Raw genomic sequence first — 26,110 nt, 5'->3', positions numbered from 1 at the left:
AGCATGTCCATGGACAACACGCTACACAAAGGTGAGCACCCGCGGGTGCTCACCGACTGGCGCCCTGAGGATGCCGAATTCTGGGAGCGCGGCGGCAAGGCCATCGCCAAGCGCAATCTGTGGATTTCCATTTTCTGTCTACTGCTGGCCTTTTGCGTATGGATGGTCTGGTCGGTGGTGGTCGCCAAACTGCCCCAGGTGGGGTTCGGCTACACCTCCAATCAGTTGTTCTGGCTGGCCGCGCTGCCGGGCCTGTCCGGCGCCACGCTGCGCATCTTCTACAGCTTCATGGTGCCGATCGTCGGCGGCCGACGTTTTACCGCGCTGTCCACCGCTTCGCTGGCGCTTCCGGCGCTGTGGATCGGCTTTGCGGTGCAAAACCCGGACACCCCCTATCTGGTCATGCTGATCGTGGCATTACTGTGCGGACTCGGCGGCGGTAACTTCGCCTCCAGCATGGCCAACATCTCGTTTTTCTATCCCAAGCGCGAGAAGGGCAATGCCCTGGCGCTCAATGCCGGACTCGGCAACCTGGGCGTCAGCGTCATGCAGTTCGTGGTGCCGCTGGTGATCACCGCCGGGATCTTCGGTGCGCTGGGCGGCGAGCCGCAGACGCTGGGGGACAGTCAGCGCCTGTGGTTGCAGAACGCCGGCTTCATCTGGGTACCGTTCATCCTGCTCGGTACCGCGGCCGCCTGGTTCGGCATGAACGACATCGCCAGCGCGCGCTCCTCGTTCAAGGATCAGTCAGTCATCTTCAAACGCAAGCACAGCTGGCTGATGTGCATGCTCTATACCGGCACCTTCGGCAGTTTCATCGGCTATTCCGCCGGCTTCCCGCTGCTGGCATCCAACCAGTTCCCCGAGGTCGACGTGCTCAAGTTCGCCTTCCTGGGGCCGCTGGTGGGGGCGCTGTCGCGTGCCGGCACCGGCTGGGTCTCGGATCGTTTCGGCGGCGCTCGGGTCACGCTGTGGGTGTTCGCGGGGATGATCGCCGGTGTCGCCGGGGTGCTGTTCTTCCTCGGCATCAAGGACCAGCCTGGCGCGTTCTGGGGCTTCTTCGCCATGTTCCTGCTGCTGTTCTTCTTTACCGGGGTGGGCAACGCCAGCACCTTCCAGATGATCCCCGAGATCTTCCGTCAGGAGGTGGCGCGCCTGATGCCGTCACTGAATAGCACAGCGCAGCGTCAGCAGAGCGACAAGGAATCCGCGGCAACCATCGGCTTCACCTCGGCGATCGCCGCCTACGGTGCCTTTTTCATCCCCAAGACCTTCGGCAGCTCCATCGCGTTGACCGGCGGAGCGGAATCGGCACTCTACGGCTTCATCGCCTTTTACGCGCTCTGCATGGGCCTGACCTGGTTCTATTACACCCGCAGGAATGCCGAGACGCCCTGCTGATCCAGCTCGACCGCATGACTGAAGCAGCGCTCCGGCGCCGAGCGGCGGCGCCATGACTTGATTCGAGTCAAAAACTTGACTCGCCAAAAGCCCCAAAGTGGCTTTCGAAAAGACGCTTCAATGGTCCAGAGAAACATCGTGCAGCGGCCTGAACCGGCGGACACGCCTGCCCCTTGCAACGCTGCCGACTGGTTGAAGACACAACTACCGCGGAGACCGTGATATGAAAATTCGCTCACAGGTGGGCATGGTCCTCAACCTCGACAAGTGTATCGGCTGCCACACCTGCTCGGTGACCTGCAAGAACGTCTGGACCAGCCGCGAAGGCGTCGAGTACGCCTGGTTCAACAACGTCGAGACCAAGCCCGGCGTCGGCTACCCCAAGGAGTGGGAGAACCAGAAGAAGTGGAAAGGCGGCTGGCTGCGCAACAAGAACGGCTCCATCCAGCCGCGTATCGGCGGCCGCTACCGGGTACTGGCCAAGCTGTTCGCCAACCCCGACCTGCCCGAGATCGACGACTACTACGAGCCGTTCGACTTCGACTACCAGCACCTGCACCAGGCCGGCGAAAGCAAGCACCAGCCGGTGGCGCGCCCGCGCAGCGCCATTACGGGGCAGCGCATGAACAAGATCGAATGGGGCCCCAACTGGGAAGAGATCCTCGGCACCGAGTTTTCCAAGCGCCGCAAGGACAACAACTTCGAGCAGGTCCAGGCCGATATCTACGGCCAGTTCGAGAACACCTTCATGATGTACCTGCCGCGCCTGTGCGAGCACTGTCTCAACCCGACGTGCGTGGCGGCGTGCCCGAGTGGCGCGATCTACAAGCGCGAGGAAGACGGCATCGTGCTGATCGACCAGGACAAGTGCCGCGGCTGGCGCATGTGCATCTCGGGCTGCCCGTACAAGAAAATCTATTACAACTGGAAGACCGGCAAGTCCGAGAAGTGCATCTTCTGCTACCCGCGCATCGAGTCCGGCATGCCGACGATCTGCTCCGAGACCTGCGTGGGTCGTATTCGCTATCTCGGCGTGCTGCTCTACGACGCCGACCGTATCCAGGAAGTGGCGTCGTCCCCCGACGAGCGTGACCTGTACCACCGCCAGCGCGAGATCTTTCTCGACCCCTCCGACCCCGAAGTGATCGCCCAGGCCAAGCGCGATGGCATCCCCGAGAACGTGATCAAGGCCGCTCAGGCCTCGCCGGTCTACAAGCTGGCCATGGATTGGGGCCTGGCGTTACCGCTGCACCCGGAATACCGCACCCTGCCGATGGTGTGGTACGTGCCGCCGCTCTCGCCGATCCAGTCCGCCGCCGAGGCCGGGCACATCGAGAGCGACGGCGTGCTGCCCGACATCGAGTCGCTGCGCATCCCGGTGCGCTACCTCGCCAACCTGCTCACCGCCGGCGAGGAGGAGCCGGTGGTGCTGGCGCTCAAGCGTCTGATGGCGATGCGTCTGTACAAGCGCGCCCAGCAGGTCGACGGCTACAAGGCCGAGGAAGTGCTCGACGCCGTGGGCCTGAGCGAAGCTCAGGTCGAAGAGATGTACCGCTACCTGGCCATCGCCAACTACGAGGATCGCTTCGTGATCCCCACCAGTCATCGCGAGCAGGCCCGCGAAGCCTTCCCCGAACGCGGCGGCTGCGGCTTCTCGTTCGGCAACGGCTGCCACGGCGGCGACAGCGACGCCAGCCTGTTCGGTGCCCGCAAGCACACCGCCACATTGGTCAAGCCGATGACCCATCGCGATGACGAACCCGCGCTGCCGGCCACGCCCGATGCCGTCAACCACTTCACGCCGACACCGGCCCCGAAACGTCCCGCGTCGGAGGAAGAGCCCAATGCGTAGCCTGATCGTCCTTGCCCGCCTGCTCGACTACCCCACCCGGGAACTCCAGCAGGCCGCTACTGAAATGCACAGCGTCATCGCCGACGAGGATCACCTGAGCCATCCGCAGCGCGTCGCGCTGTATGGCTGGATCAGGCGTATCGCCAGCAGCGATCTGCTCGATCTTCAGGCCGACTACGTGGCGCTGTTCGACAAGGGCCGCTCGACCTCGCTGCTGCTGTTCGAACACGTTCACGGCGAATCCCGCGACCGCGGCCAGGCCATGGTCGACCTGCTCGATCAGTATCGCCAGGCCGGTTTCGAACTCAGCGCCCGCGAGTTGCCGGACTATCTGCCAGTATTCCTCGAGTACCTGTCGACCCGCGACGAAACCGACATTGCCCGGCAACTGAGCGACATCGCTCACATCCTGGGCCTGCTCGCCGCCCGGCTTCGCGAGCGTGAGTCCGATTACGCCCTGGTGCCCACCGCGCTGCTGGCCATGCTCGGTGCCGACACCGCCATCGAAGAGCACGCCGAGGCCGTCAAGAAGGAAGCGCGCGACGACACTCCCGCCGCCCTCGACGCGGTATGGGAAGAGGAAGCCGTGCGCTTCAATGCCACGTCCGACGAGGATTGCGCGCTGCAATCCGCCACCGGTCGTCGCCGGGCGGAACTCAAGCATCAGACCCAGGCAGACGTGCCGATCCGTATCATACCCCCCACCGTCAACGCCGCTCCGGGTCACTAATTCAGGAATCCGCCGTCATGAACTATCTCAATGAACTGCTGTTCGGCCTGTATCCCTACGTCGCCGGAACCATCTTTCTAGCGGGCTCCCTGCTGCGCTTCGACCATGGTCAGTACACCTGGAAGACCGGCTCCAGCCAGATGCTCTCCAAGCGCAGGATGCGCCTGGCCAGCAATCTGTTCCACATCGGCATCATCGTGCTCTTCTTCGGCCATCTGATCGGCCTGTTGACTCCGCACTGGGTCTATGCGCCGTTCATCAGCGCCGGCGCCAAGCAGATGGTCGCCATCGTGGTGGGCGGCATCGCCGGGGCGATGTGCCTGGTCGGCGGGGGCATGCTGGCCTGGCGGCGCCTGACCAACCCGCGGGTCAAGGCCTCGTCGGGCCCGATGGACGGCGTCATCATCCTGCTGCTGGTGGTGCAGGTGATCCTGGGGCTGCTCACCATCATCCCGGCGCTGGGCCACCTGGACGGCAGCGTGATGCTCGAGCTCGCCCGCTGGTCCCAGGCCATCGTGTTCTTCCAGGGCGGCGCCGCCGAGTATCTCGCCGGGGTCGGGCTGATCTACAAGCTGCACATCCTGGTGGGGCTGACCATCGTGCTGGTTTTCCCGTTCACCCGCCTGGTGCACGTATGGAGCGCCCCGCTGGGTTATCTAGGTCGCCGTTATCAGATCGTGCGCCGCCGGGCCTGAGCCCGCCCTGTACGGCCAGGCCGTGTTGGCCTGGCCTTCGCAGCCCAGCTTCCTTGTGAGGTGTGATTATCGTGCAACTGATTCCGCTCGAAAGCCTGCCCGCCAACGCGCAGACGATGGCCGTACCACCGGTATGGGTCGGCAACGTGAACATACCCGCCGAAGAGATTGCCCAGGAAATGCAGTACCACCAGGCCGATTCCGTGGAAGCGGCCCAGCTCGAGGCCGCCCGTGCGCTGGTGGTGCGCGAGTTGCTGCGCCAACGCTGTAACGAACTGGGCCGGGACGTCGAGGAGAATGAAGAAACGGCCCTGGCCGCCCTGCTGGACGCGGAACTGGACGTTCCCGAGCCCGGCGAGGCCGACTGCCGACGCTACTTCGAGGCCAACGCCGAGCGCTTCTGCGAGCCGGTTCGAATGGCTGTTCGCCATATCCTGCTGGCTGCCGCGCCGGACGATGCCGAGGCTCGCGACCGGCAGTATCGCCTGGGCGGGACACTCATCGCCGAGTTGCAGGCGGTTCCCGAGCGCTTCACCGAGTCCGCCCAGCGCCACTCCGCCTGCCCCTCGAAGGACAACGGTGGCGAACTGGGCTGGCTAACGCCGGGACAGACCGTGGCCGAGCTGGACCGCGCCTTGCAGCGCCTGCCCGAAGGATTGCACGACCGGCCGCTGGCCTCGCGCTACGGCTGGCACGTGGTGAGCATCGATTGCCGCGAGGGCGGCCACACCCTGCCCTACGCGGATGCCTCCGAGCGGGTACGTCACACCCTGCGCGAGCAAGCCACACGCCGCGCCCTGCGTCACTACCTGCTGGCGCTGGAAGCGCGCCTGGGCGTCAGCGGCGTGGCGCTGGACGACGAGAGCGCCGGCGCCCTGATGCAGTAAGCCATTCACAGACGCGTTGCGTAACGTCACATTGCCGCCACCCGCGGGTGGTCGAGGAGAATTCCATGGCCCACGTTTCTGCCGACGCGCCCTTCGTGTCGCTGTTCGACAAGCCCATCGAGCGTTTCGGCGAGCTGTTCCGGTAACTCTCGCATGGCGATATCGGCGCCTCGACGATCCAGTCGCGAGCCGTCGGCGGCGTGGCCAACCGCACCCTGGTGTTCGCCCTGCCGGGTTCGCCCAAGGCCTGCGTCACCGCCTGGGACGGTATCCTTGCCGCACAGCTCGACGCACGCGCCCGGCCCTGCAATTTCGTCGCCATGGTGCGCCCCGAGGTCTCGCCCTGTGGCAGCCGCGAGCCGCGAGCCGCCGCGGAGCGGCAAGCATGAAGCGATACCCTCCCCCCGGCCTGCTAATTCACCGTCTGACGCATCGCTCCCCGTCCAATCGAAGGTGAAACATGGCTACATTAGTGGGTGACTTCGGCCGTCATATCCGCTACCTGCGCCTTACCGTGACCGATCGCTGCGATTTCCGCTGCGTGTACTGCATCAAGCTTGATATCGATCAGTCCCTGTCGGCGCGCTACAGCTATACTCATGGTGGTAACCGGCCACGTTTCAGGCCGTCAACAGGAGTACCAGACCGATGAAAGCGCTTGTCTACGCAGGAGCGGGCCAACGAAGCTGGAAGGACAAGCCCCGCCCCGGTATCGAAAAACCCACGGATGCTATCGTTCGGTTGACGCATACCACCATCTGCGGAACCGACCTGCATATCCTGAAAGGCGATGTCCCCGCAGTTGAAGCCGGCCGTACCCTGGGCCACGAGGGGATAGGCGCCATCGAGGAGGTGGGCGATAGCCTCAGCAGTCTCAAGCCGGGCGATCAGGTGCTTATCTCCTGCATCACTAGTGTTAGACCATTCCAGGCGTCGGGCCCTTACTTAGGCTTCGACTGAAAAGTCGACGAGCGATGGCCAGGCAAGGCAAAGTTAATACTCCGCAAAAGCCGAACGTACTGTAACGCTCAGCACACTGAACCGTCTATTGGGTTATCAAGGACATTGCTAGCGACCGGGACGCTTCCGTAGGACATGTGTTTGAAAACGGGTGATTGACTTCAAGTGGGAGACAGCAATGCAAGTCGAAACATTGAGCGATGTCCTGGCCTGCCCAGCTTGACCATTGGGCAACCTACAGGTTTTATCCTGTCATCAGCCCGGGTAATTCGATTCAGTACATAAAGGAGATCCGACCATGTGGGGCGAATTGACGGCAGATATGGGACGTTACGGCTGGGGGCACATGCTCTTCGGTGGGCTCATGATGGTCTTGTTCTGGGGCATCGTCATTGCCTTGATCATTCTCCTGGTACGGAGCCTGACCCGAGGCCGGGGAGTGCCCCCTTCTCAGCAGCGGCCTACAGCCTTGAACATTCTTCAAGAACGCTACGCCCGCGGCGAGATCGACCGTGAAGAATACGAGCAATGCAGACGCGATCTGCGGCAGTGACAATCCTGCACAGGCACCATGGCATCCCTTGCTCGCGGAAAGGAAGGCCCTGAGACACCTCAGCCAATGACGGTGATGGAGACAACCTCATGACTCAGCAGCACATCAACCAGCGTGAACAATCGCATCACGGCAGGCGGAATGAAAGCACAGATGCCGGGGCCAGCGATCAAGACGCTTCCCAGTACACCTGCCCGATGCACCCGGAGGTCGTCTCCGACCAGCCGGATGATTGCCCCAAGTGCGGCATGCACCTCGTGCCCGTGGGCAGCGACGACTCGCAGACGCATGACGGGCATGGTCATGGGGCCTCCGCGCCGGCCCACGGCGGTAAGTACGACAAGGTGCCGGCCGGGCATGCCGAGGCCGTCTACACCTGCCCCATGCACCCCGAGGTGCGGCAGATCCAGCCCGGTGCCTGCCCGCTGTGCGGCATGGGGCTGGAGCTTGAGTCGGCAGCGGTCGGCGATGAGGGGCCGAACCCCGAACTGGTGGATTTCACCCGACGTTTCTGGGTCGCGGTCGTTCTCACGGTCCCGGTGCTGGTACTGACGATGAGCCCCTACCTGGGCCTCGGGGCCATTCGCGACTTCTTCGGTGAACGCAACGCGATGTGGATCGAGCTGGTGCTCAGCACGCCGGTGATCCTGTGGTCGGGCTGGCCGTTCTTCGTGCGCGGCTACAACTCCTTCCGCACCATGAACCTCAACATGTTCAGCCTGATCGGCATGGGGGTCGGCGCGGCCTATCTGTTCAGCATCGTGGCGGTGCTGTTGCCGGGCGTCTTCCCCGACGGCTTTCGCCGGGAAGACGGCACCGTCGGCGTCTATTTCGAGGCCGCGGCGGTGATCGTCACCCTGGTACTGCTGGGTCAGGTGATGGAGTTGCGCGCCCGTGAAGGCACCGGCAAGGCGATCCGCGCGCTGATGGACATGGCCGCCAAGACCGCCCGGGTGATCCGGCCCGACGGCAGCGAAGAGGAGATACCGCTGGAAGACGTGCAGGTCGGCGATCACCTGCGGGTGCGCCCCGGCGACAAGGTACCGGTGGACGGCGTGGTGGTCGAGGGCCGCTCCTCGATCGACGAGTCGATGATCTCCGGCGAGCCGGTACCGGTGGAGAAGGTCCAAGGCGACCAGGTCACGGGGGCCACGATCAACGGCACCGGCAGCCTGGTCATGGAAGCCACCCGCATCGGCGCCGACACCATGCTCAGCCAGATCGTCGAGATGGTGGCTGCCGCCCAGCGCAGCCGCGCACCGATCCAGAAATTCGCCGACAAGGTGGCGGGCAAGTTCGTGCCCGCGGTGATCGGCGTCGCCATCCTCTCCTTCATCGCCTGGGCGATCTGGGGGCCGGCGCCGGCGCTGTCCTATGCGCTGGTCTCGGCGGTGGCGGTGCTGATCATCGCCTGCCCCTGTGCGCTGGGCCTGGCCACGCCGATGTCGATCATGACGGCCACCGGGCGCGGCGCGCAGGCCGGCGTACTGATCAAGAATGCCGAGGCGCTGGAACGTTTCGCCAAGGTCGATACGCTGATGGTCGACAAGACCGGCACCCTGACCGAAGGCAAGCCGAAGCTGGTGGCGGTGCTGCCCGAGGAAGGGCATGACGAGGCCGAGGTGTTGCGCCTGGCGGCCAGCCTCGAGAAAGGCTCCGAGCACCCACTGGCCGAGGCCATCGTCGCCGGCGCCGAGGAGCGCGGCGTGTCCCTCGCCGATGCCACCGATTTCGAAGCCGTGACTGGCATGGGCGTCAAGGGGGTCGTGGACGGCAAGTCGGTGGCCCTCGGTAACGCCAAGCTGATGGCCGAACTGGGCCTCGATGGCGGCCGGATCTCCGAGACCGCGAACGCCCGCCGCGATGAAGGCGAAACGGTGATGTTCGTCGTGCTCGATGGCCAGATCGCCGGCCTGGTCAGCGTCGCCGACCCGGTGAAGGAGACCACCCCCGAGGCCCTGAAGGCGCTGCACAAACTTGGCTTTCGCATCATCATGGCCACCGGCGACAACGAGCGGACGGCCAAGGCGGTGGCCGGGCGACTGGGTATCGACGAGATCCGCGCCGACGTGCTGCCCGAGGACAAGGCCCGCATCATCCGCGAATTGCAGGAACAAGGCCGCAAGGTGGCCATGGCGGGCGACGGGGTGAACGACGCTCCCGCCCTGGCCCAGGCCGATGTGGGCATCGCCATGGGCACCGGCGCCGACGTGGCGATCGAAAGCGCCGGCTTCACGCTGGTCAAGGGCAACCTCGACGGCATCGTACGCGCCCGCAAGCTGTCGCTGGCCACCATGCGCAACATCAAGCAGAACCTGTTCTTCGCGCTGATCTATAACGGGGCCGGCGTACCGATCGCTGCCGGGATCCTCTATCCGTTTTTCGGCATCCTGATCGGGCCGATCTTCGCCGCCTTCGCGATGAGCGCCTCCTCGCTGTCCGTGGTAATGAATTCATTGCGCCTGCGCCGGGTGAGGATTTGAGCATGAATGATGCGACGCTTTTTCCGCCGTTGGAACTGTTCACCTACCAAGCCAACCTGTGGTGGCGCGGCCTGCGCTACCTGGACACGCTGCGTGAGCGCGCGGACAACATGCTCGAGCATGAGCAGGCCGGCAAGCCACCGCTGCTCGACTTCGACTATGAAATGATCCTGGACGGCCGGCGGCTGGAACGCCCCGCCAACTATGCCCTGCTGCGTATCACCCGGGTCGGCGAGGACTGTCTGGAAGACTGCCTCGACGCCAGCAAACCGCCGGTGATGATCGTCGACCCGCGCGCCGGCCATGGCCCGGGCATCGGCGGCTTCAAGCGCGACTCCGAGGTCGGCATGGCGCTCCACGAAGGCCACCCGGTCTACTTCGTGATCTTCTTCCCCGAGCCCGTCCCCGGCCAGACGCTGGAGGACGTGTTGCACGTCCTGCGACGCTTCGTCGAGACGCTGGCCAAGCACCACCCCGGCAAACCGCCGGTACTCTACGGCAATTGCCAGGCGGGCTGGGCCATCGCCCTGCTCAGTGCCGACTGCGAGGGCCTGGTCGGGCCGGCGGTACTCAACGGCTCGCCGCTGTCCTACTGGTCCGGCGAATCCGGCGTCAACCCCATGCGCCTCGCCGGCGGTCTGCTGGGCGGCGCCTGGCTCACTCATCTGTTGGCGGACCTGGGTGACGGGCGCTTCGATGGCGCGAACCTGGCCACCAACTTCGAGACCCTCAAGCCGGCGAACACCTTGTGGAAGAAGGACTATCAGCTATTCGCCGATATCGAGGGACAGCGCGAGCGATTTCTGGGGTTCGAGCGTTGGTGGACGGGCTTCTATAGCCTGAGCAAGGAAGAGATCACCGCCATCGTCGAGAATCTCTTTATCGGCAACCAGATCGAGCGTGGCGAGTTCGAGCTCTGCCCGGGCTGCACCGTCGATCTCAAGCGCATCCGCAACCCCCTGGTGATCTTCGCCTCCGGCGGTGACAACATCACCCCGCCCCATCAGGCGCTCAACTGGCTTCCGGCGGTGTACCCGAGCACCGAGGCCTTGAAGGCCGCGGACCAGCGCATCGTCTACCTGCTCAACCCCCACGTCGGGCACCTGGGGATCTTCGTTTCCGCCAGGGTCGCGCGTCTCGAGCACCGAGCGATCCTCGAGAGCCTCACAGAGCTGAATGACCTGGCCCCTGGCCTCTACGAGCTGCGCATCGACAACCCCACCGGCGACCCCGACTGCCACAAGCCACAGTTCCGGGTGCATTTCGAGGAGCGCCGGGTGGAGGACCTGGATTACCCTTCTCAGGCACCGGCGTTCGAGCGAGTGCGCGCGCGCTCCGAGCACAATGTGTCCCTCTATGAGACCTTCGTCGGGCCCTGGGTGCGGTTGTATACCACCCCCTGGTCGGCCGAGGTACTGCGTCAACTGCATCCGGCACGGACCAGCCGGCTGATGTTCTCGGAGCGCTTCGCGCCCTGGATGGGCAGCGTGAAGTGGCTTTCCGATATGGCCCCACCGGAAAGCGTCTCTGTCGAGGGGCGAAATATGTATCGCCAGTGGGAAACGCTGACGAGCGATGCGATCACCTCGACCTTGGAACTGGCCGGCACAGCGCGCGATGGCTTCAGTGAACTGCTTTTCACCGGATTTTATGGTGGGTCATGGCCCGGTGGCGAGGAACACTAACAGCGCCGCTTGAAGAAACGCTGACCGATCAGCAAAAGACAGGAGTTTCGTCATGCCCAGCGAACACCGCCTCGGCGTCAACGAGGTCAATCTGGTCATACGCAAGTTGAAGTTAAAACCCGGCGATCAGCAGGATCTTCAAAGTGCAATTGCCGAAATCGATCAACTCTTTGGCCTCGACAAGGTATCTTTCGATGACAGCAAGCGGATGCTTCACCTGGCCTATGACGCCTCGCGACTCTGTATCGAGGGTATCGAACAGATCCTGACAAGGCATGGCATCGAAATCAGTCAGGGCTGGTGGAACCGCTTCAAGGAAGAGCATTACCGGTTCGTCGATCAGAACATCAAGGACAATGCCGCCAAGGAACCCTGGAGTTGTCATTGAACCTTGCCGTCGGTCAAGTCGTTGGGCGGCGGTGTATCAGGAGGTCAGTCAATGTCGACGACGCCATCCATTCTGGTGGTCAACTGCGGTTCATCCAGCCTGAAATTCGCCGTGTTCGCCTTGACGAAGGAGCTTCAACGCCTGGTATGGGGAGCGGCCAGTGGGATAGGCACGTCGCAAGGCCGGCTTCAGATGTCGAGTGCACAGGGAACGGTGGACGACCACCCAGCGCAATTGACCGATCATGCCACCGCCATCGAGAGGGTCGACATCCTTCTTCGACAGCAGACAAGCCGACTGGACCTGGTCGGCATCGGACACCGGGTTGTCCATGGTGGCTCCGATTGCGACTGCCCTCAACGGATCGATACATCCCTGCTGGATCGACTTCACGCTCTGGTGCCACTGGCGCCGCTGCATCTGCCGCACAATCTGGCCGGTATCGTCGCCATGCGCGCGCATTTTCCCGGTGTGCCCCAGCTCGCCTGCTTCGATACGGCCTTTCACCACGGCCTACCCCAGCTCGCCCGGCACACCGGCCTGCCCCGGGAGTACGAGGCCCAGGGGGTACGCCGCTATGGCTTTCATGGGCTCTCCTACGAGTTCATCGTCGAAGATCTGGTGCGCCGCCACGGCCCCGCAGCGCTCGATGAACGACTGGTTGTCGCCCACCTGGGCAACGGCGCGTCCCTCGCGGCGATTCGCCAGGGACGCAGCCTCGAGACCACGATGGGCTTCAGCGCCTTGGGCGGCATGCCCATGGGCACCCGCAGCGGCGACCTGGACCCCGGCATCCTGCTGTATCTGGCCGGGCATTACGGGCTCGATGCCGAAGAGATCGAGCAACTGCTCTACCGCCGCTCCGGTTTGCTGGGCCTCTCCGGTGTCAGCGCCGATATGCGCGAACTTTTAGCGCGCCGTAATGACATTCCGGAGGCCGCCCAGGCGATCGACTTCTTCTGCCATCGTGCCCGCCTCTTCATCGGCGCCCTGAGCGCCGCCCTCGGCGGACTGGACCGACTGATCTTCACCGGCGGCATCGGCGCAAACGCGCCGGATATCCGCATGCAGATCTGCGATGGCCTGACGTACCTCGGCGTGACGCTGGACCCGCAGCGCAACCGCAAGCCCGCGCCGCTGATCTCCGTCGCCGACGGCCCGGTCCGGGTAGAGGCCGTGACTACCGATGAAGAACGGATGATCGCCACGCACGTACAGCGCACGCTGGCCAACGCATGTTAGCCAAAACAGGAGGTGGCATGACCACGATGGAAGCCCAACGTCCAGCAACGCTCGATAATCTGATCCAGCAGGCCCGGGGCGAGGACCCAATACGGGTCGCCGTGGTCAACGCAGCCCAGGCGGCGGTGCTGAAGACACTACGCGAGGCCAAACGGCTCGGGATCGCCGAGCCCGTGCTGATCGGCCGGCCCGACGAGATCGCCGAAGCCGCCTTGGTACTCGGCTGGGAGATCGACCTCGAGGCCGTGATCGAGGCCGACTCGGAGACGGAGGCCGCCCGACGTGGGGTAGAACTCGTGCTCGACGGCCACGCCGATGCGCTGATGAAAGGGCATATCCACACCGACACCTTCATGCATATCCTGCTGGGCAGCGGCCTACGGCAGCCCGGCCGACGCGTGAGCCACGTCTTTTTGGTGGACGTGCCCGACTGCCCACGCCTGTTGGCTGTGACCGATGCGGCGATGAACATCGCCCCCGACCTCGACGCCAAGGCGCAGATCCTGCACAACGCCATCGAGCTGATGCACATGGTAGGTGTCACAACGCCCCGGGTAGCGGTCATTTCCGCTGTGGAAACGGTGAACCCGGCCATCGTCTCCACCCTGGACGCCGCCTGCCTGACGTTGATGGCTCGCCGCGGCCAGATCACCGGTGCCGAGGTCGACGGGCCGCTGGCCTTCGACAACGCCATCTCCGAGCGCGCGGCCCGGGAGAAGGGCATCGACTCCCCGGTGGCGGGCAAGGCCGACATCCTGCTGATGCCGGATCTGATCTCCGGCAACGTGTTGGCCAAGAACTTCGAGTACCACGCCGGCGCCACGGCAGCTGGCGTGGTCATGGGGCTGACGGTACCGGTGATGCTGAGCTCCCGAGCCGACCCGCCCGAGGCTCGGCTGGCGGGGCTGGGGGTCGCGGCCTTGATGTACCTAGCGGGCATCCGCCTGGCCCTGCCTTCCTCTGGCGAAGTCGAGTCCAGCTTCTGCTGTTCCCCACAACCCGAGTCGACCTGCCGCCCCAGGGAGGTGCACTGATGGACACCACGCCCCGCCCCCGAGCAGGCCCGTTTCGTCGCATCGACTTGGTCGGCGGCTCGCGGCCATCGAGAGCAATGGCTTCCTGATCGACTTCTTACATGACCGTTCTGCCAGCGCTCGGAGCGCCCCACATGCCAGACGCCCAGTTGTTGAAATCCATCCTGCGTAAAGAAAGACTGACGCCGCTCTTCCAGCCCATCGCCGATGCTGGCGGCCGTGGCATCTTCGGCTATGAGGCGCTGATACGCGGTCCGGTCGGCACGCCACTCGATTCGCCCTGGCGCTGTTCGACACGGTCGCCCGCAGCGGACACCGGGTCGAGCTCGACCTGTTGTGCCGTCGCCTGGCCAGTTCATGCAGTCACTGCTGAACGTCTCGCTCAGCCTGGGTTGTCAGGTCATTTGCCGAAGGCATTGAAACCACCGGCGAGTACCATTGCCTATGGGGCCTGAACTGGCCACCCCAGCGAGACTTCGCCGGAAACCACCGCTCACCTGCTGCCAGCCAGCCCCCGAGACCGGCACTTTAATCATTCCGTTTGTGTCAGCGCGGCCTGAAAAGCCCACGCACATCATCGTCCCGGTCGGTGGTCGCAATATTCGCCTTCTGCGCCAGCACGCTCCACAATAAGGTCGAGGTTGCCGGCGTCCCTTGCGAGCTCTCCGGTCTGATCACCGACCCAGCATGGACGCCGGTCGGTAACGGCACGCCGCCTATCGAGCGTTCGTGAAGCCAAACAGGATAGGGAGATCCTTCATGCTGGGCCTAGACAGCCTCGACCTGGCTCGACTGCAATTCGCGACCACGGTGATGTACCACATCATCTTTCTCGCCTTGAGCATCGGGCTGGCGACCTACCTGGCCTTCGTCCAGGCCATGTGGATGAAGACCGGCAACCCCATCTACCTGGGCATCTTCAACTACTGGAAGCCGCATTTCGCCGCGAACTATGCCGCCGGGGTCATCTCGGGGGTGATCATGGCCTTCGAGTTCGGCACCAACTGGAGCGGCTTCTCGTCCCGGGCCGGTGGCATCAATGGCGTGTTGCTCACCTACGAGGTGGTCACCGCGTTTTTTCTCGAGGCCGGCTTCTTCGGCATCATGATGTTCGGCGAGGGCCGGGTCAGCCCACGGGTACATTTCTTCGCCACCGCCATGGTCGCGCTGGGCGCCTACATTTCCACCTTCTGGATACTCGCTTCCAACAGCTGGATGCAGACCCCGGCCGGCTACGCCATCGAGAACGGCCAGTTCGTGCCGGAAAACTGGTGGAACGTGATCTTCAACCCTTCGATGCCCTACCGCTTCGTGCACATGTCGCTGGCCGCGTTGATCGCCACGGCCTTCGTCGTGGCCGGCATCGCCGCCTGGCACGTGCATCGCAACAGCCGCGACGCCATGGCCCGCAAGATGCTGTCGATGGCGCTGTGGATGCTCACCTTCACGGTGCCGCTGCAGATCGTCGCCGGCGACCAGCAAGGGATCAATACCCGCGATCACCAGCCGGTCAAGGTCGCAGCCATGGAAGCCTACTGGGAGAACAAGCCCGAGCGCGGCGGCATGCCGATGGTGGTGTTGGCCTGGCCCGACAGCGAGGCCGAGACCAACCGGCTGTCACTGGAGATTCCGCGCCTGAGCAGTCTTTACCTGACGCGTTCGCTGACCGGCAAGATCGAGGGCCTGACCCAGTGGCCCCGGGACGAGCGGCCCAATGTGCCGCTGGTGTTCTTCGCCTTCCGGCTGATGGTCTACCTGGGCTTCGCCATGTTGGGCCTGGTCGCGCTATCGCTATGGCTGCGCAAGCGCCGAACGCTCTATGAATCGCGCTGGTTCCTGAAACTGATCATCCTGGCGACGCCGATCGGCGTCATCGCCATCGAGGCCGGCTGGGTCACCACCGAAGCCGGGCGTCAGCCATGGATCATCTACGGCCTGCTGCGTACCGCCGAAGGCGTCTCGTCGTTCAGTCCCACCACCCTGTGGACCAGCCTGGTGGGGCTATGGAGCATCTACACGTTGATCTTCACGACCGGCGCCTGGCTGTTCTTCAAGCTGGTAAGCAGGCCGCCCATGGAAAAGATGCCCGAGGAAGCGGCCGACCGGGAAGGCGAGCAGACGCAACAACCTCGCCGCCCCTTCAGCCGGCGTGACGAATCGGAACGTCGATAACGCCATCAGCCAACGCAGGGAGCGATTCAATGGGCCATGAACTTTTCGCAGTCATCTGGTTTTGTCTGATCGGCTTCGGACTGATGCTGTACGTGATCCTCGACGGCTACAGCCTGGGCATCGGCATCCTGTTTGCGTTCGTCGGCGAACAACGCCAGCGCGGCATCATGATGACCACCGCCCAACCCTTCTGGGATGGCAACCAGACCTGGCTGGTGCTCTGCGCCGCGGGGCTGTATGGCGCTTTCCCGCTGGTTTACGCGACGCTCTTTCCGGCCCTATACATTCCCGTGATCGTCATGCTGATGGCGCTGTTCTTTCGCGGCATGACGTTCGAGTTCCGCTTCGAAACCTCGACCCGGCGCTGGTTCGATAGCGGCTTCTTCGTCGCCACCACGCTCGCCGCCTTCATTCAGGGCATGATCGTCGGCAGCGTGATAGACGGTCTGCAGGACGACAGCGGCCAATACACCACCAGTTTCTTCGGCTGGTTTTCGCCCTTCGGCTTGCTTACCGGCGCCGCCCTGGTGATCGGCTATGCCCTGCTGGGCGCGGCCTGGCTGATCGTCAAGACCGACGGCGCGCTGCAGGCACGCTTTCTGCGCCTGGTCAGGCCGCTGCTGCTGATCTTCATCGTCGCGCTGGTGATCGTTGTGATCGGCACGCCGTTGATCAACGCGCACGTCGCCGAACGCTGGTTCAGCCTGCCCAGCGGGCTCTATCTGGCGGCCATCGGCGTTGTCATGCTGGCATTGGCGATCGGCGCCATCCTAAGCGCCGGCCGTGGGCATGAGAAGCGGCTGTTCGCACAGATTGTCGGCCTGTTCGCGATGGGCTGCACGGGGCTGGCCATCAGCCTCTACCCCTTGCTGATCCCGCCCGACATCACGATCTGGAAAGCGGCCTCGAACCGCTCGAGCCAGTTTTTCCTGCTGATCGGCTACGCCATCATGATTCCGATCATCCTCAGCTTTACCCTTTACAGTTACCGCGTCTTCGCCGGCAAGGTGCGGGAGAGCGAAGACTAGCCATGCCCACACGCAACGAGAGCGACCTATGGCTGGCCCGGCAGGCCCGACATGGCGGCTATTGGACACCCCTCGCGATTGTCGCCGGCAGCGCCGCGACGCTGTGCCTGTTCGCCCAGGCCTGGGCGATCGCCACCGTCGTCCAGCGCATGGTGCTCGATGAGGGCCGGCTGAGCGAGCTCACGGTGCCGCTGGCCGTACTGCCGCTGGCCTTCATCGGCCGTGGCGCGCTTGCCTGGCTGAAGAGCGAAACGGCGACCCGCAGCGCCATCGGCGTGCGCCAGGCGCTGCGCCGTCGGCTGCTCGATCATCTGGCGCAGCGCGGCCCGCTGTGGGCACGCCAGCAGCACAGCGCCACGCTGGGCAACCGGATCTGGGACCAGGTCGACGCGCTCCACGGCTACTACGCCGATTACCGCCCGCAAGTCTGGCTGTGCCTGACCATACCGCTGCTGATCCTACTGGCGGTCTTCCCGCTGAATTGGGCCGCCGGCGCCATCCTGCTGGCCACCGGCCCGCTCATCCCGCTCAACATGGCGATGGTGGGTATCGGCGCCAAGCAGCGTCAGCAGGCTCAGTTCCTCGAGATGACGCGCATGAACCGGCACTTCCTCGACACCCTGCGCGGCCTGGCGACGCTCAAGCTGTTCGGCGTCAGCCGCCAGCAGGCCTCGGTCGTGCATCATGTTTCGGAAAATTTCCGCCACCGCACCCTGCGCGTGCTGCGCCTGGCCTTTCTCTCTTCGACCCTGCTGGAGTTCTTCAGCTCGCTGTCGATTGCCCTGCTGGCGATCTATATCGGCTTTGGCTATCTGGGCTATTTCGAGTTCGGCGCCTGGGGCCGCGGGCTCGATCTCTACAGCGGGCTGTTCATCCTGATTCTCGCGCCGGAGTTCTACCAACCGCTGCGCGATCTGGGCAGCCATTACCACGCCAGGTCCGAGGCCCAGGCCGCGGCCGAGGATCTGATGCCGATGCTCGCCGACGAGCACGCCGCAGCGCCGGCCCAGGCCGATTGGCCGGTTCCCGAACGGCTGGGCGTTCATCTCCAGGGCGTCAGCTGCCGCTATGCCGGCCAGCGCCACCCGGCCCTCGACGACATCGAGCTGACCCTGCATCCCGGCGAGACGCTGGCGGTGATCGGCCCCAGCGGGGCCGGCAAGACGACGCTTTTGAACCTGCTGATGGGCTTTCTGTCCGCCGAGACCGGCACGCTGACCACCGACGCCGGCATGCCAATCGATCGCCTGCCCCGCGAGGCGTGGCATCGCGCCATCGGCTGGGTCGGCCAGCAGCCCGCGCTATTGCCCGACAGCCTCGCCGAGAACCTGCGCCTGGCCGCCCCCCAGGCCGACGAACGCGCGCTCTGGAACGCCCTGGAGGCGGTCGATCTCGCCGAATGGGCGCGCCGCTTGCCCCGTGGCCTGGCCACGCCGCTGGGTGAAGGCGGCCAGCCGGTATCCGGCGGTCAGGCGCGGCAGATCTCGCTGGCCCGCGCCTGGCTGCGCCGCGCGCCGCTGATCCTGCTCGACGAACCCACCGCCAGCCTCGATCGCGACAGCGAAGCGCGGGTCCTGCGCGGCCTCGCCCGGCTCAAGCGCGGCCGCACCCTGGTCGTGCTCAGCCACCGGCTGGAACTGCTGCAACTCGCCGAGCGTATCCTGATGCTCGACGAGGGCCGCGTGAGCGCGCTGGGGACACTCGCCGAGCTCAGCGCCCCCGGCCAGCCGCTGGCCGGTCTCGACAGGCCCGCTAACGACGAACCCGAGCCCGCCGGAGACCGCGCACATGACTGATCGGGGCGGGCCGACAGCCAATGAAACGTGGCGCGAACTGCGCCCCTACCTGGCACCGCTGCGCGCGCATGCCGGCCTGTTCATACTGGGCATCGCGCTCAATCTGCTGGCCTTCTCCGCCAGCATCGGGCTGATCGCGCTATCCGGCTGGTTCCTCAGCGCGACGGCGCTGGCCGGACTCAGCGCCGCCACCGCTTTCAACTTCTACCTGCCATCGGCCTGGATTCGCCTGTTCGTGCTGGTGCGCACCGCAGGGCGCTACGGCGAACGGCTCACCTCGCACCAGGCCACCCTCAAGCTGCTCTCCGCCCTGCGCGAGCGCGCCTATCGGCATATCGAGCCGCTGTCGCCGGCGGCGCTGCAGCGTTACGGCAGCGGCGACCTGATGACCCGCCTGACCGCCGACGTCGATGCCCTGGACGGGCTCTATCTGCGGGTCCTCATGCCGTCGATCGTCGCGCTGTGGGTGATCGTCGGCTGCGGCGTGGTGATCGGCGTCTTCGCCCCGGGCATCGGCCTGTTCGCCGCCACGGCCTTGCTGGCGTCGGCGCTTCTCGGCCCGTGGCTCGCCTGGCGCCGGGGCCAGCGGCACTCGGCGCGCTGGCAGGCGCTCGACGCTCAGCTGCGCGGACGGCTCATTGCCCGGCTCGCCGCCTTCTCCGAGCTGCTGCTCTACGGCCGCTGGACCCACGAGCGCGACACCCTGCTCGCCGCCCAGCGCCAACGCGACGCCGAGGAGCGGCGCCTGGCCCGGCTATGGGGGCATTCGCAACTGCTGACCCACACGCTGCTCGGCATCAGCGTGACCGTGACCCTGGCGCTGGCCGCCTGGCTGGTCGATGCAGGCACTCTCGATCCGACGCTGCTCGCGCTGATGGGCCTGGCGGTACTCGCGGCCTTCGAAGCCATCGCCCCGTTGCCCAAGGCCATGCAGGACCTGGGGCGACTGCGACACGCCGCGGCGCGGCTCAACCGCCTGCATGCCGAGCTGCCCGGCGTCGACTATCCCGATGTCGACCGCGCCACGCCTGGCGATGCGCGCCTGAAGGTCGAGGCGCTGCGCGTCTGCTTCGACGGCATTCCCGCGCTCGACGACGTGACGCTGGCGATCGCCAGCGGCGAACACGTCGCCCTGCTCGGCGCTACCGGTAGCGGCAAGACCACGTTGCTCAATGCCCTGCTGCGCTTCGTCGCCCCCCAACGGGGCACGCTGAGCCTGGGCGGAGCGGCGCTTGACGCGCTCAGCGTGCCCAGTTTGCGCCAGGCGTTCGCCGTCGCCCCGCAGGACGTTCACCTGTTCGTCGCCAGTTACCGGGAAAACCTGCTGATCGCCGCCCCCGAGGCCAGCGACGCGACGCTGATCGAACTGCTCGAGGCGCTGGGACTCGGCGACTGGCTGGCCAGCCAGCCGGCGGGGCTCGACAGCTATCCCGACGAAGGCGGCAGTTCCCTGTCGGGCGGCCAGCTACGCCGCTTCGGCGTCGCTCGCGCGCTGCTCTACGAGGCGCCGGTGGTGCTGCTCGACGAACCCACCGAATGGCTCGACGAGGCCAGCGCGTCACGCGTGCTCGCCGAAATACGCCGGCGTTGCCGGGGCCGCACCCTGCTGCTGGCCACCCACCGTTTACGCGAGCTCGATCGCTTCGATCGCATCGCCGTGCTCGACGCCGGCCGAGTGCTGGAATTCGACACCCCGCAGGCGCTGCTCGCCGATGCCCGGAGCCGCTACGCGGCACTCAGGCGGCGCACGGTCATCGCTTCTTAACGGCGGGCATGGCGCAGCGAACGGTCACGGCAAGGAGCCGCTCAGCGCCATGTCCGATAGCCTGCTAGGCTCAGATGAAACGCTCTTGCGTTAGGGACTTTTCGTTAGCGACTCATCAAGGACGAGAATCATGGCGAAACTCGAGGAGTATCGCCGCAAGCGCGATTTCCGCAAGACCCGCGAGCCGGCCGGTGACGATAACGCCGCTTCATCGAGCGGCGAGCGCTACGTGATGCACAAGCACGCCGCCAGCCACGACCATTTCGACCTGCGCCTCGAACAGGACGGCGTGCTCAAGAGTTGGGCGCTGCCCAAGGGCCCCAGTCTCAGACCCGGCGAAAAGCGCCTGGCCGTCGAGGTCGAGGACCACCCCCTGGATTACGGCGACTTCGAAGGCATCATCCCGCAGGAATCCTACGGCGGCGGCACGGTCATGCTGTGGGATCGCGGCCGCTGGCAGCCGACCGGAAAGCGCGACAGGAACCGCATCGACTTCACCCTCGACGGCGAAAAGCTGCGCGGCGCCTGGACGCTGACCCGAATGACCGGAGGCAAGCAGAAGAGCGACAAGAACTGGCTGATGATCAAGCGCCATGACGAAGTGGACTCGCAAGTCCAGGCGCCGGAAATCGACGACGACGATCGCAGCGTCGCCAGCGACCGCACCATGCACCAGATCACCGAGGACGTCGACAACGTCTGGCAGGCGAAGGCAAGCGACGAGCGCGCCGGGCAAGGTGCGACCGAAAGCGATGATGGCGAGCACACCCCGGCTCCGTCCCAACGCGTAGGGAAGTTGAGCGGGGCGCGACGTCAGGCCCTGCCCAGGGAGACCAATCCGCAGTTGGCGACGCTCGACGGCGAGATCGTCGCCCTCGCCCCCGACGGCATCAGCAGTTTCCGACGTCTGCAGGAGGCGCTGAGCCGCGGCGACACGCGCAGGCTGATCTATCAGGCCTTCGACCTGCTGCACCTCGACGGCTACGACCTGACCCGCGTCGCGACGCAAAAAGATCCTGGCCGCGTTGCTGGAGGCCGCGAGCTTCGACAACGCCAGCCGCATTCGCTATTCCGATCATATCGACGCCCAGGGCGAGACCTTCTACGAACGCGCCTGCCGGCTGGGGCTGGAAGGCATCATCAGCAAGCGCGCCTCGAGCCACTATCACAGCACGCGCAGCAAGCAGTGGCTCAAGGTCAAGTGCGCCAACCACGAAGAGTTCGTGATCGGCGGCTACACCGAGCCCGACGGTTCACGCAGCGGCTTCGGCGCCCTGCTGATGGGCGCCTTCGACGACCAGGACCGGCTGGTCTACGCCGGGCGCGTGGGCACCGGCTTCAGCAAGCGCCTGCTCGAGACGTTGAGCGCCGCGCTGCGCGATCTCGAGACGTCGGAGTCGCCCTTCGCCGGCTCGATCCGGAACAGCCGCGGCGTGCACTGGGTACGCCCCGAGCAGGTCATCGAAGTCGAATTCGCCGGACGCACCCGCGATGGTCTGCTGCGCCACCCGGCCTTTCGCGGCCTGCGCGAGGACCGCAACCCCGAGGAGATCCGCATGGCTTCCGACAAGGATGAATCGGCAGCGCCGTCGCGCTCCGGCAAGTCGTCCCGCCCCAGCGACAGTGACGAAAGCAAGGCCGCCTCGCGGAGCAAGCGAGCCAGCGGTTCCAGCGCGTCGCGCAGCGGGCAAACGACGCAGGTACTCGGCGTGCGTCTGACCCACGCCGATCGAGTGCTCTACCCGGAACAGGGCCTGACCAAGCTCGACCTGGCGCGCTACTACGAGGCGATCCAGGACTGGGTCATGCCGCATCTCGCCCGGCGCCCGCTCGCGCTGATGCGCTGCCCCGAGGGGCGTGACGGCGAGTGCTTCTTTCAGAAGCATCCCCGGGTCGCCATTCCCGACAGCGTGCCGCGTATCGACATCGACGAGAAAAAGGGCACGTCCGAGTATATCTACGTGGAATCGGCCGCGGACCTGATCGCGCTGGTGCAGGCCGGCGCGCTGGAAATCCACCCCTGGGGCAGCCGCGTCGGCGATCTCGAAAGACCCGACAATCTGGTCTTCGATCTTGACCCCGCCCCCGGCGTGGCATGGCCGGAAATCGTCCGTGTCGCCCGCTCGCTGCGCGAACGCCTTGCCTCGCTGGGCCTCGAGAGCTTCGTGCGGGTCACCGGCGGCAAGGGACTGCATCTGGTGGTGCCCATCGAGCCTGCACTCGAATGGGACGACGCCAAGGCGTTCGCCAGGGCGCTCGCCCGGCAGGAGGCCAAGGCGGACCCCAAGCGACTGACCACCAACCTGTCGAAGGCTCAGCGCGAGGGGCGTATCTTCATCGATTATCTGCGCAACGGCCGCGGCGCCACCGCCGTGGCCTCCTATACCGTGCGTGCCCGCGAGGGCGCCCCGGTATGCGTGCCAGTTCGCTGGGACGAACTCGACGCCAAGCTGAAGCCCGACCGCTACACCGTTCGCAATCTGCCGCGACGGCTCGCCTCGTTGCGCAAGGATCCCTGGGCGGGTTTCGACGACGCCCGGCGCGCGATCGACGCCAGGATGCGCCAGGCCGTGGGTCTCGGCTAATTTGGCCGCCCGAAACCGCGGCTAGTTCAGCCGCCCGAAACCGCGGCTAATTTGGCCGCCCGAAACCGCGGCTAGTTCAGCCGCCCGAAACCGCGGCTAGTTCAGCCGCCCGAAACCGCGGCTAGTTCAGCCGTCCGAAACCGCGGCTAGTTCAGCCGTCCGAGGCCCCGGCAGTTGGCCGTCCGCAGCCACGGCCGGCTGCAAACCAGTCATTCTCAAGGAGCGCGAACATGACGACGATCCCCAGGGACGGCAAGCTGGACAGCTCGCTGTCGCTACTGCGCGAAGGCAATCATTTCATTCCCCGGCGATGCCAGCGCCTTCGCAGCGATATCTTCCAGACCCGGCTATTGTTCGAACCGACGCTGTGCCTGCACGGCGAAGCGGCGGCGCGGCTGTTCTACGATCAGTCGCGCTTCACGCGCGAGGGCGCCGCCCCGGGGATGCTCAAGAAGACGCTATTCGGCGAAGGCGGCGTGCAAGGCCTGGATGGCGAGGCCCACCGCATTCGCAAGCAGCTGTTCATGTCGCTGATGACCGCCGCGAACATCCGCGAGCTGGCCGAGCTGGCCACCGAAGAGTGGCGAGTCGCCATCGACGCCTGGCAACGCCGGGACCAGGTCGTGTTTTTTCACGCCGTTCAGGAGATTCACCTGCGCGCCGCCTGCCGGTGGGCCGACCTGCCGCTGTGCGAGGCGGAAGTCGTCAAGCATTGCGCCGATATCGCAGCGATGATCGATGGAGCCGGCGGCGGCGTCGGTTGGCGCTATTGGCGGGCGCGTCGCGCGCGTATCCGCAGCGAAGCGTGGATCGGCGATCTCGTCGAACGGATCCGCGCGGGGCGGCTCGAGGTCGACAAGGAACGCGCGCTGTCGCGGGTCTGCTGGCACCAGGATGCCGACGGGCAACTGCTCGACACGCAGACCGCGGCCGTGGAAGTGCTCAACCTGATACGTCCCACCGTGGCCATCGCACGCTACGTGACCTTCGCCGCCTTGGCGCTGCATGAACATCCCGAGTGGCGCCAATCGCTGCCCACCGACGCCGCCCTGCTCGACGCCTTCGTTCAGGAAGTGCGTCGCTACTACAGCTTTTTCCCGTTCCTCGCCGCCCGGGTCCGCGCCGACTTCACCTGGCAGGGTTACCATTTCCCTCGCGGCACCCGGGTCCTGCTGGATTTGTTCGGTACCAATCGCGACCCGCGCAGCTGGCGAGAGCCGGATACGTTTCAAGGCGATAGATTCCTCCGCGAAGCGGCCAACGCCTACAACTTCATTCCCCAGGGCGGCGACGAGCATGCCACCCATCATCGCTGCCCCGGGGAATGGTTTACCGAAGCGCTGATCAAGGTGGCGATCGAGCAACTGCTCACCCGGATGCGCTATCGCGTACCGAGCCAGGCGCTGGATATCGATTGGTCGCGGACGCCGATCATCCCGACCAGCCGCTTCGTGATCGACCAGGTTCAAGCGCTGCCGTACGGCCAAGCGGACCCGACAACGGGCGAGATGCAGGAGAGCTAGAAGGACGATGCGCAGGGCCCGGCGTCGATCCCGGCCGGGCCCCTGAAACAGCTATAAAGCAGTTATAAAGATGTGGAGATCGAATGGCTCAGAGGCGAGCGTCTGCCGAGGGCCGATCGGCGAGCACCTGCTTCAACAGTGACAATTGATAGGACGAATCGGGATTAGCGTAACGGGCCATGATGCGTGCCACCTCGCCCTTGATCAGGCTCTCGACGTAATGCTGGTGGGTAGCGATGAATCCATCGCACAGATGACAGTAAAGGGCTTCATCCGGAGCCGGGTCGCCTTCCCAGCTATTGACGGACCGGCACGTGGGACAGATTACATTCCGTGAGCGATTCAACATGATGGCTTCCTGCCTTTGGTTGACGTCGGTTCGACTTCTTAAAGCTACCATCGTCCGCGCAGACAATGGATTAACCCGTGTTACCTGCGCGCAACGACCCCGCAGCCCTTGAGGATGACCCGGCACAGAAAGTCGGTGATCGCCTGGTAATCCCCGTCGTTCAACGCCATGCGGTCGGTGATGCCCAGCACCTGGGCCTCGAAGTCGGCGTAGTGCTGGGTGGCCGACCAGATCAGAAAGATCAGCCACACCGGATCCACCGCATCCATCAGCCCTCGTGCCGTCCACTGCTCGAAGACCCGCGCGCGGGACTCGACCCAGTCGCGCAGTTCGCCACGCAGGTACTCCTGCAAGAAAGGCGCACCCTGCAGAATCTCGGCGGCAAACAGCCGCGAGCCTTGCGGATGACTGCGCGTCAGCGCCATCTTGCTGCGAATGAAGGCCTCGATGACCTCGGCGGGGTCGTCGTCGACACTGATATCGTCGAGCATGGCATTCCAGCGGCTCATCATCCGCTCGAGCAGCGCCACGTAGAGTTGGCGCTTGCTGCCCACGTAATAGAGCACGTTGGACTTGGGCAGCCCGGCCGCCTCGGCGATCGCCTGAATGCTCGTCCCCCGATAGCCATGCCGGGCGAACACCTGCTCCGCCGCCTCGAGAATGCGCGGTTGGTTGCGCAGCCGGGCACGTGTGAACTCGGCCGTGGTGGTCGTCGTCATCGGTGTGCTCTGCCTGCCGGGAAGAGCCAAGCTTGCCCTAGCCGGGCGTACGACTCAACGCTCGTGGCGCCCGCCGCGTAGAACGCGCGCTGGCGGATGCGGCATGTCTCTTGCCAGGACAGTCGCAGTTGAACTGACGAGGGGCGCGGGGGATAAGCCGAAGAGGAGGTCCGGCGCCATGGATGGCGTCGGTAGCGTACAGGGAGGTATTCACAGCGCCTCCTCGCAGGCTTATCGACGGATCAGCCCCGAGCGATAATGCT

General features: G+C 65.2%; 22 protein-coding genes and 1 pseudogene. 21 read left to right on the top strand and 2 right to left on the bottom strand.

What is annotated here, in order from left to right:
* Positions 1-3: 3 nt before the first annotated feature.
* The 21 genes and pseudogenes from HALZIN_RS0106280 to HALZIN_RS0106190 all read left to right on the top strand — a co-directional run bounded on the left by HALZIN_RS0106280 (position 4) and on the right by HALZIN_RS0106190 (position 24,779).
* A complete protein-coding gene (locus tag HALZIN_RS0106280; RefSeq protein ID WP_031383381.1) occupies positions 4-1,401 on the top strand; it encodes a NarK family nitrate/nitrite MFS transporter in 1,398 nt (465 codons plus the stop codon).
* A 223-nt stretch (positions 1,402-1,624) separates the two neighbouring features.
* Positions 1,625-3,253 carry a nitrate reductase subunit beta gene (narH, locus tag HALZIN_RS0106275; protein WP_035575194.1) on the top strand — a complete coding sequence of 543 codons (1,629 nt, stop codon included), beginning with the start codon at positions 1,625-1,627 and terminating at the stop codon, positions 3,251-3,253.
* The gene (narJ, locus tag HALZIN_RS0106270) at positions 3,246-3,983 is read left to right on the top strand and encodes a nitrate reductase molybdenum cofactor assembly chaperone (protein ID WP_031383379.1); all 738 of its coding nucleotides are present in this window, start codon (positions 3,246-3,248) and stop codon (positions 3,981-3,983) included. Before narH ends, narJ begins: the two co-directional genes overlap by 8 nt.
* A gap of 17 nt (positions 3,984-4,000) precedes the next feature.
* On the top strand, positions 4,001-4,678 hold the full coding sequence (gene narI, locus HALZIN_RS0106265) for a respiratory nitrate reductase subunit gamma (RefSeq protein ID WP_031383378.1): 678 nt from the start codon (positions 4,001-4,003) through the stop codon (positions 4,676-4,678).
* A 71-nt stretch (positions 4,679-4,749) separates the two neighbouring features.
* Positions 4,750-5,565, top strand: coding sequence for a peptidylprolyl isomerase (locus tag HALZIN_RS0106260; RefSeq protein WP_031383377.1), 816 nt, complete (start codon positions 4,750-4,752; stop codon positions 5,563-5,565).
* A 200-nt stretch (positions 5,566-5,765) separates the two neighbouring features.
* Positions 5,766-5,954, top strand: coding sequence for a molybdopterin-binding domain-containing protein (locus HALZIN_RS18670; protein ID WP_422723634.1), 189 nt, complete (start codon positions 5,766-5,768; stop codon positions 5,952-5,954).
* Between the two features lie 259 nt (positions 5,955-6,213).
* Positions 6,214-6,525, top strand: coding sequence for an alcohol dehydrogenase catalytic domain-containing protein (locus HALZIN_RS0106250; RefSeq protein WP_031383376.1), 312 nt, complete (start codon positions 6,214-6,216; stop codon positions 6,523-6,525).
* A gap of 298 nt (positions 6,526-6,823) precedes the next feature.
* A complete protein-coding gene (locus HALZIN_RS0106245; RefSeq protein WP_051907413.1) occupies positions 6,824-7,078 on the top strand; it encodes an SHOCT domain-containing protein in 255 nt (84 codons plus the stop codon).
* 89 nt (positions 7,079-7,167) lie between these two features.
* Positions 7,168-9,561: a copper-transporting P-type ATPase gene (locus HALZIN_RS0106240; RefSeq protein WP_268871172.1), complete on the top strand. Its 2,394-nt coding sequence runs from the start codon at positions 7,168-7,170 to the stop codon at positions 9,559-9,561.
* Positions 9,562-9,563: 2 nt separating this feature from the next.
* Positions 9,564-11,246 carry a DUF3141 domain-containing protein gene (locus HALZIN_RS0106235; protein WP_031383373.1) on the top strand — a complete coding sequence of 561 codons (1,683 nt, stop codon included), beginning with the start codon at positions 9,564-9,566 and terminating at the stop codon, positions 11,244-11,246.
* A 52-nt stretch (positions 11,247-11,298) separates the two neighbouring features.
* Positions 11,299-11,634, top strand: a complete 336-nt coding sequence (locus HALZIN_RS0106230; RefSeq protein WP_031383372.1) for a hypothetical protein — start codon at positions 11,299-11,301, stop codon at positions 11,632-11,634.
* Positions 11,635-11,685: 51 nt separating this feature from the next.
* Entirely contained in the window at positions 11,686-12,876 is a 1,191-nt protein-coding gene (locus HALZIN_RS0106225; RefSeq protein WP_031383371.1) for an acetate/propionate family kinase, read from the top strand.
* 17 nt (positions 12,877-12,893) lie between these two features.
* Entirely contained in the window at positions 12,894-13,910 is a 1,017-nt protein-coding gene (locus HALZIN_RS0106220; protein ID WP_236254964.1) for a bifunctional enoyl-CoA hydratase/phosphate acetyltransferase, read from the top strand.
* A gap of 134 nt (positions 13,911-14,044) precedes the next feature.
* Positions 14,045-14,365: a hypothetical protein gene (locus HALZIN_RS17835; protein ID WP_150113089.1), complete on the top strand. Its 321-nt coding sequence runs from the start codon at positions 14,045-14,047 to the stop codon at positions 14,363-14,365.
* A 304-nt stretch (positions 14,366-14,669) separates the two neighbouring features.
* Positions 14,670-16,082: a cytochrome ubiquinol oxidase subunit I gene (locus tag HALZIN_RS0106215; RefSeq protein ID WP_031383369.1), complete on the top strand. Its 1,413-nt coding sequence runs from the start codon at positions 14,670-14,672 to the stop codon at positions 16,080-16,082.
* A 29-nt stretch (positions 16,083-16,111) separates the two neighbouring features.
* Entirely contained in the window at positions 16,112-17,110 is a 999-nt protein-coding gene (gene cydB, locus HALZIN_RS0106210; protein WP_031383368.1) for a cytochrome d ubiquinol oxidase subunit II, read from the top strand.
* Between the two features lie 2 nt (positions 17,111-17,112).
* On the top strand, positions 17,113-18,906 hold the full coding sequence (gene cydD, locus HALZIN_RS0106205; RefSeq protein ID WP_051907411.1) for a thiol reductant ABC exporter subunit CydD: 1,794 nt from the start codon (positions 17,113-17,115) through the stop codon (positions 18,904-18,906).
* Entirely contained in the window at positions 18,899-20,671 is a 1,773-nt protein-coding gene (gene cydC, locus HALZIN_RS0106200; protein ID WP_051907409.1) for a thiol reductant ABC exporter subunit CydC, read from the top strand. Before cydD ends, cydC begins: the two co-directional genes overlap by 8 nt.
* Positions 20,672-20,801: 130 nt before the next feature.
* Positions 20,802-21,212, top strand: a pseudogene (locus HALZIN_RS18340) (DNA polymerase ligase N-terminal domain-containing protein); the annotation flags it as partial.
* A 484-nt stretch (positions 21,213-21,696) separates the two neighbouring features.
* Positions 21,697-23,256, top strand: a complete 1,560-nt coding sequence (ligD, locus tag HALZIN_RS18335; RefSeq protein WP_231663357.1) for a DNA ligase D — start codon at positions 21,697-21,699, stop codon at positions 23,254-23,256.
* Positions 23,257-23,486: 230 nt separating this feature from the next.
* On the top strand, positions 23,487-24,779 hold the full coding sequence (locus tag HALZIN_RS0106190; RefSeq protein WP_051907407.1) for a cytochrome P450: 1,293 nt from the start codon (positions 23,487-23,489) through the stop codon (positions 24,777-24,779).
* An 88-nt stretch (positions 24,780-24,867) separates the two neighbouring features.
* Here HALZIN_RS0106190 and HALZIN_RS0106185 read toward each other — a convergent pair whose 3' ends face one another.
* Complete coding sequence (locus tag HALZIN_RS0106185; RefSeq protein ID WP_031383364.1) at positions 24,868-25,128, bottom strand: hypothetical protein; 261 nt, start codon at positions 25,126-25,128, stop codon at positions 24,868-24,870.
* An 80-nt stretch (positions 25,129-25,208) separates the two neighbouring features.
* A complete protein-coding gene (locus HALZIN_RS0106180) occupies positions 25,209-25,847 on the bottom strand; it encodes a TetR/AcrR family transcriptional regulator (RefSeq protein ID WP_031383363.1) in 639 nt (212 codons plus the stop codon).
* Positions 25,848-26,110: the final 263 nt, after the last annotated feature.

Source organism: Halomonas zincidurans B6 (assembly GCF_000731955.1).
GTDB lineage: Bacteria > Pseudomonadota > Gammaproteobacteria > Pseudomonadales > Halomonadaceae > Modicisalibacter > Modicisalibacter zincidurans.
This window is presented reverse-complemented; position numbering and strand designations above follow the sequence as displayed.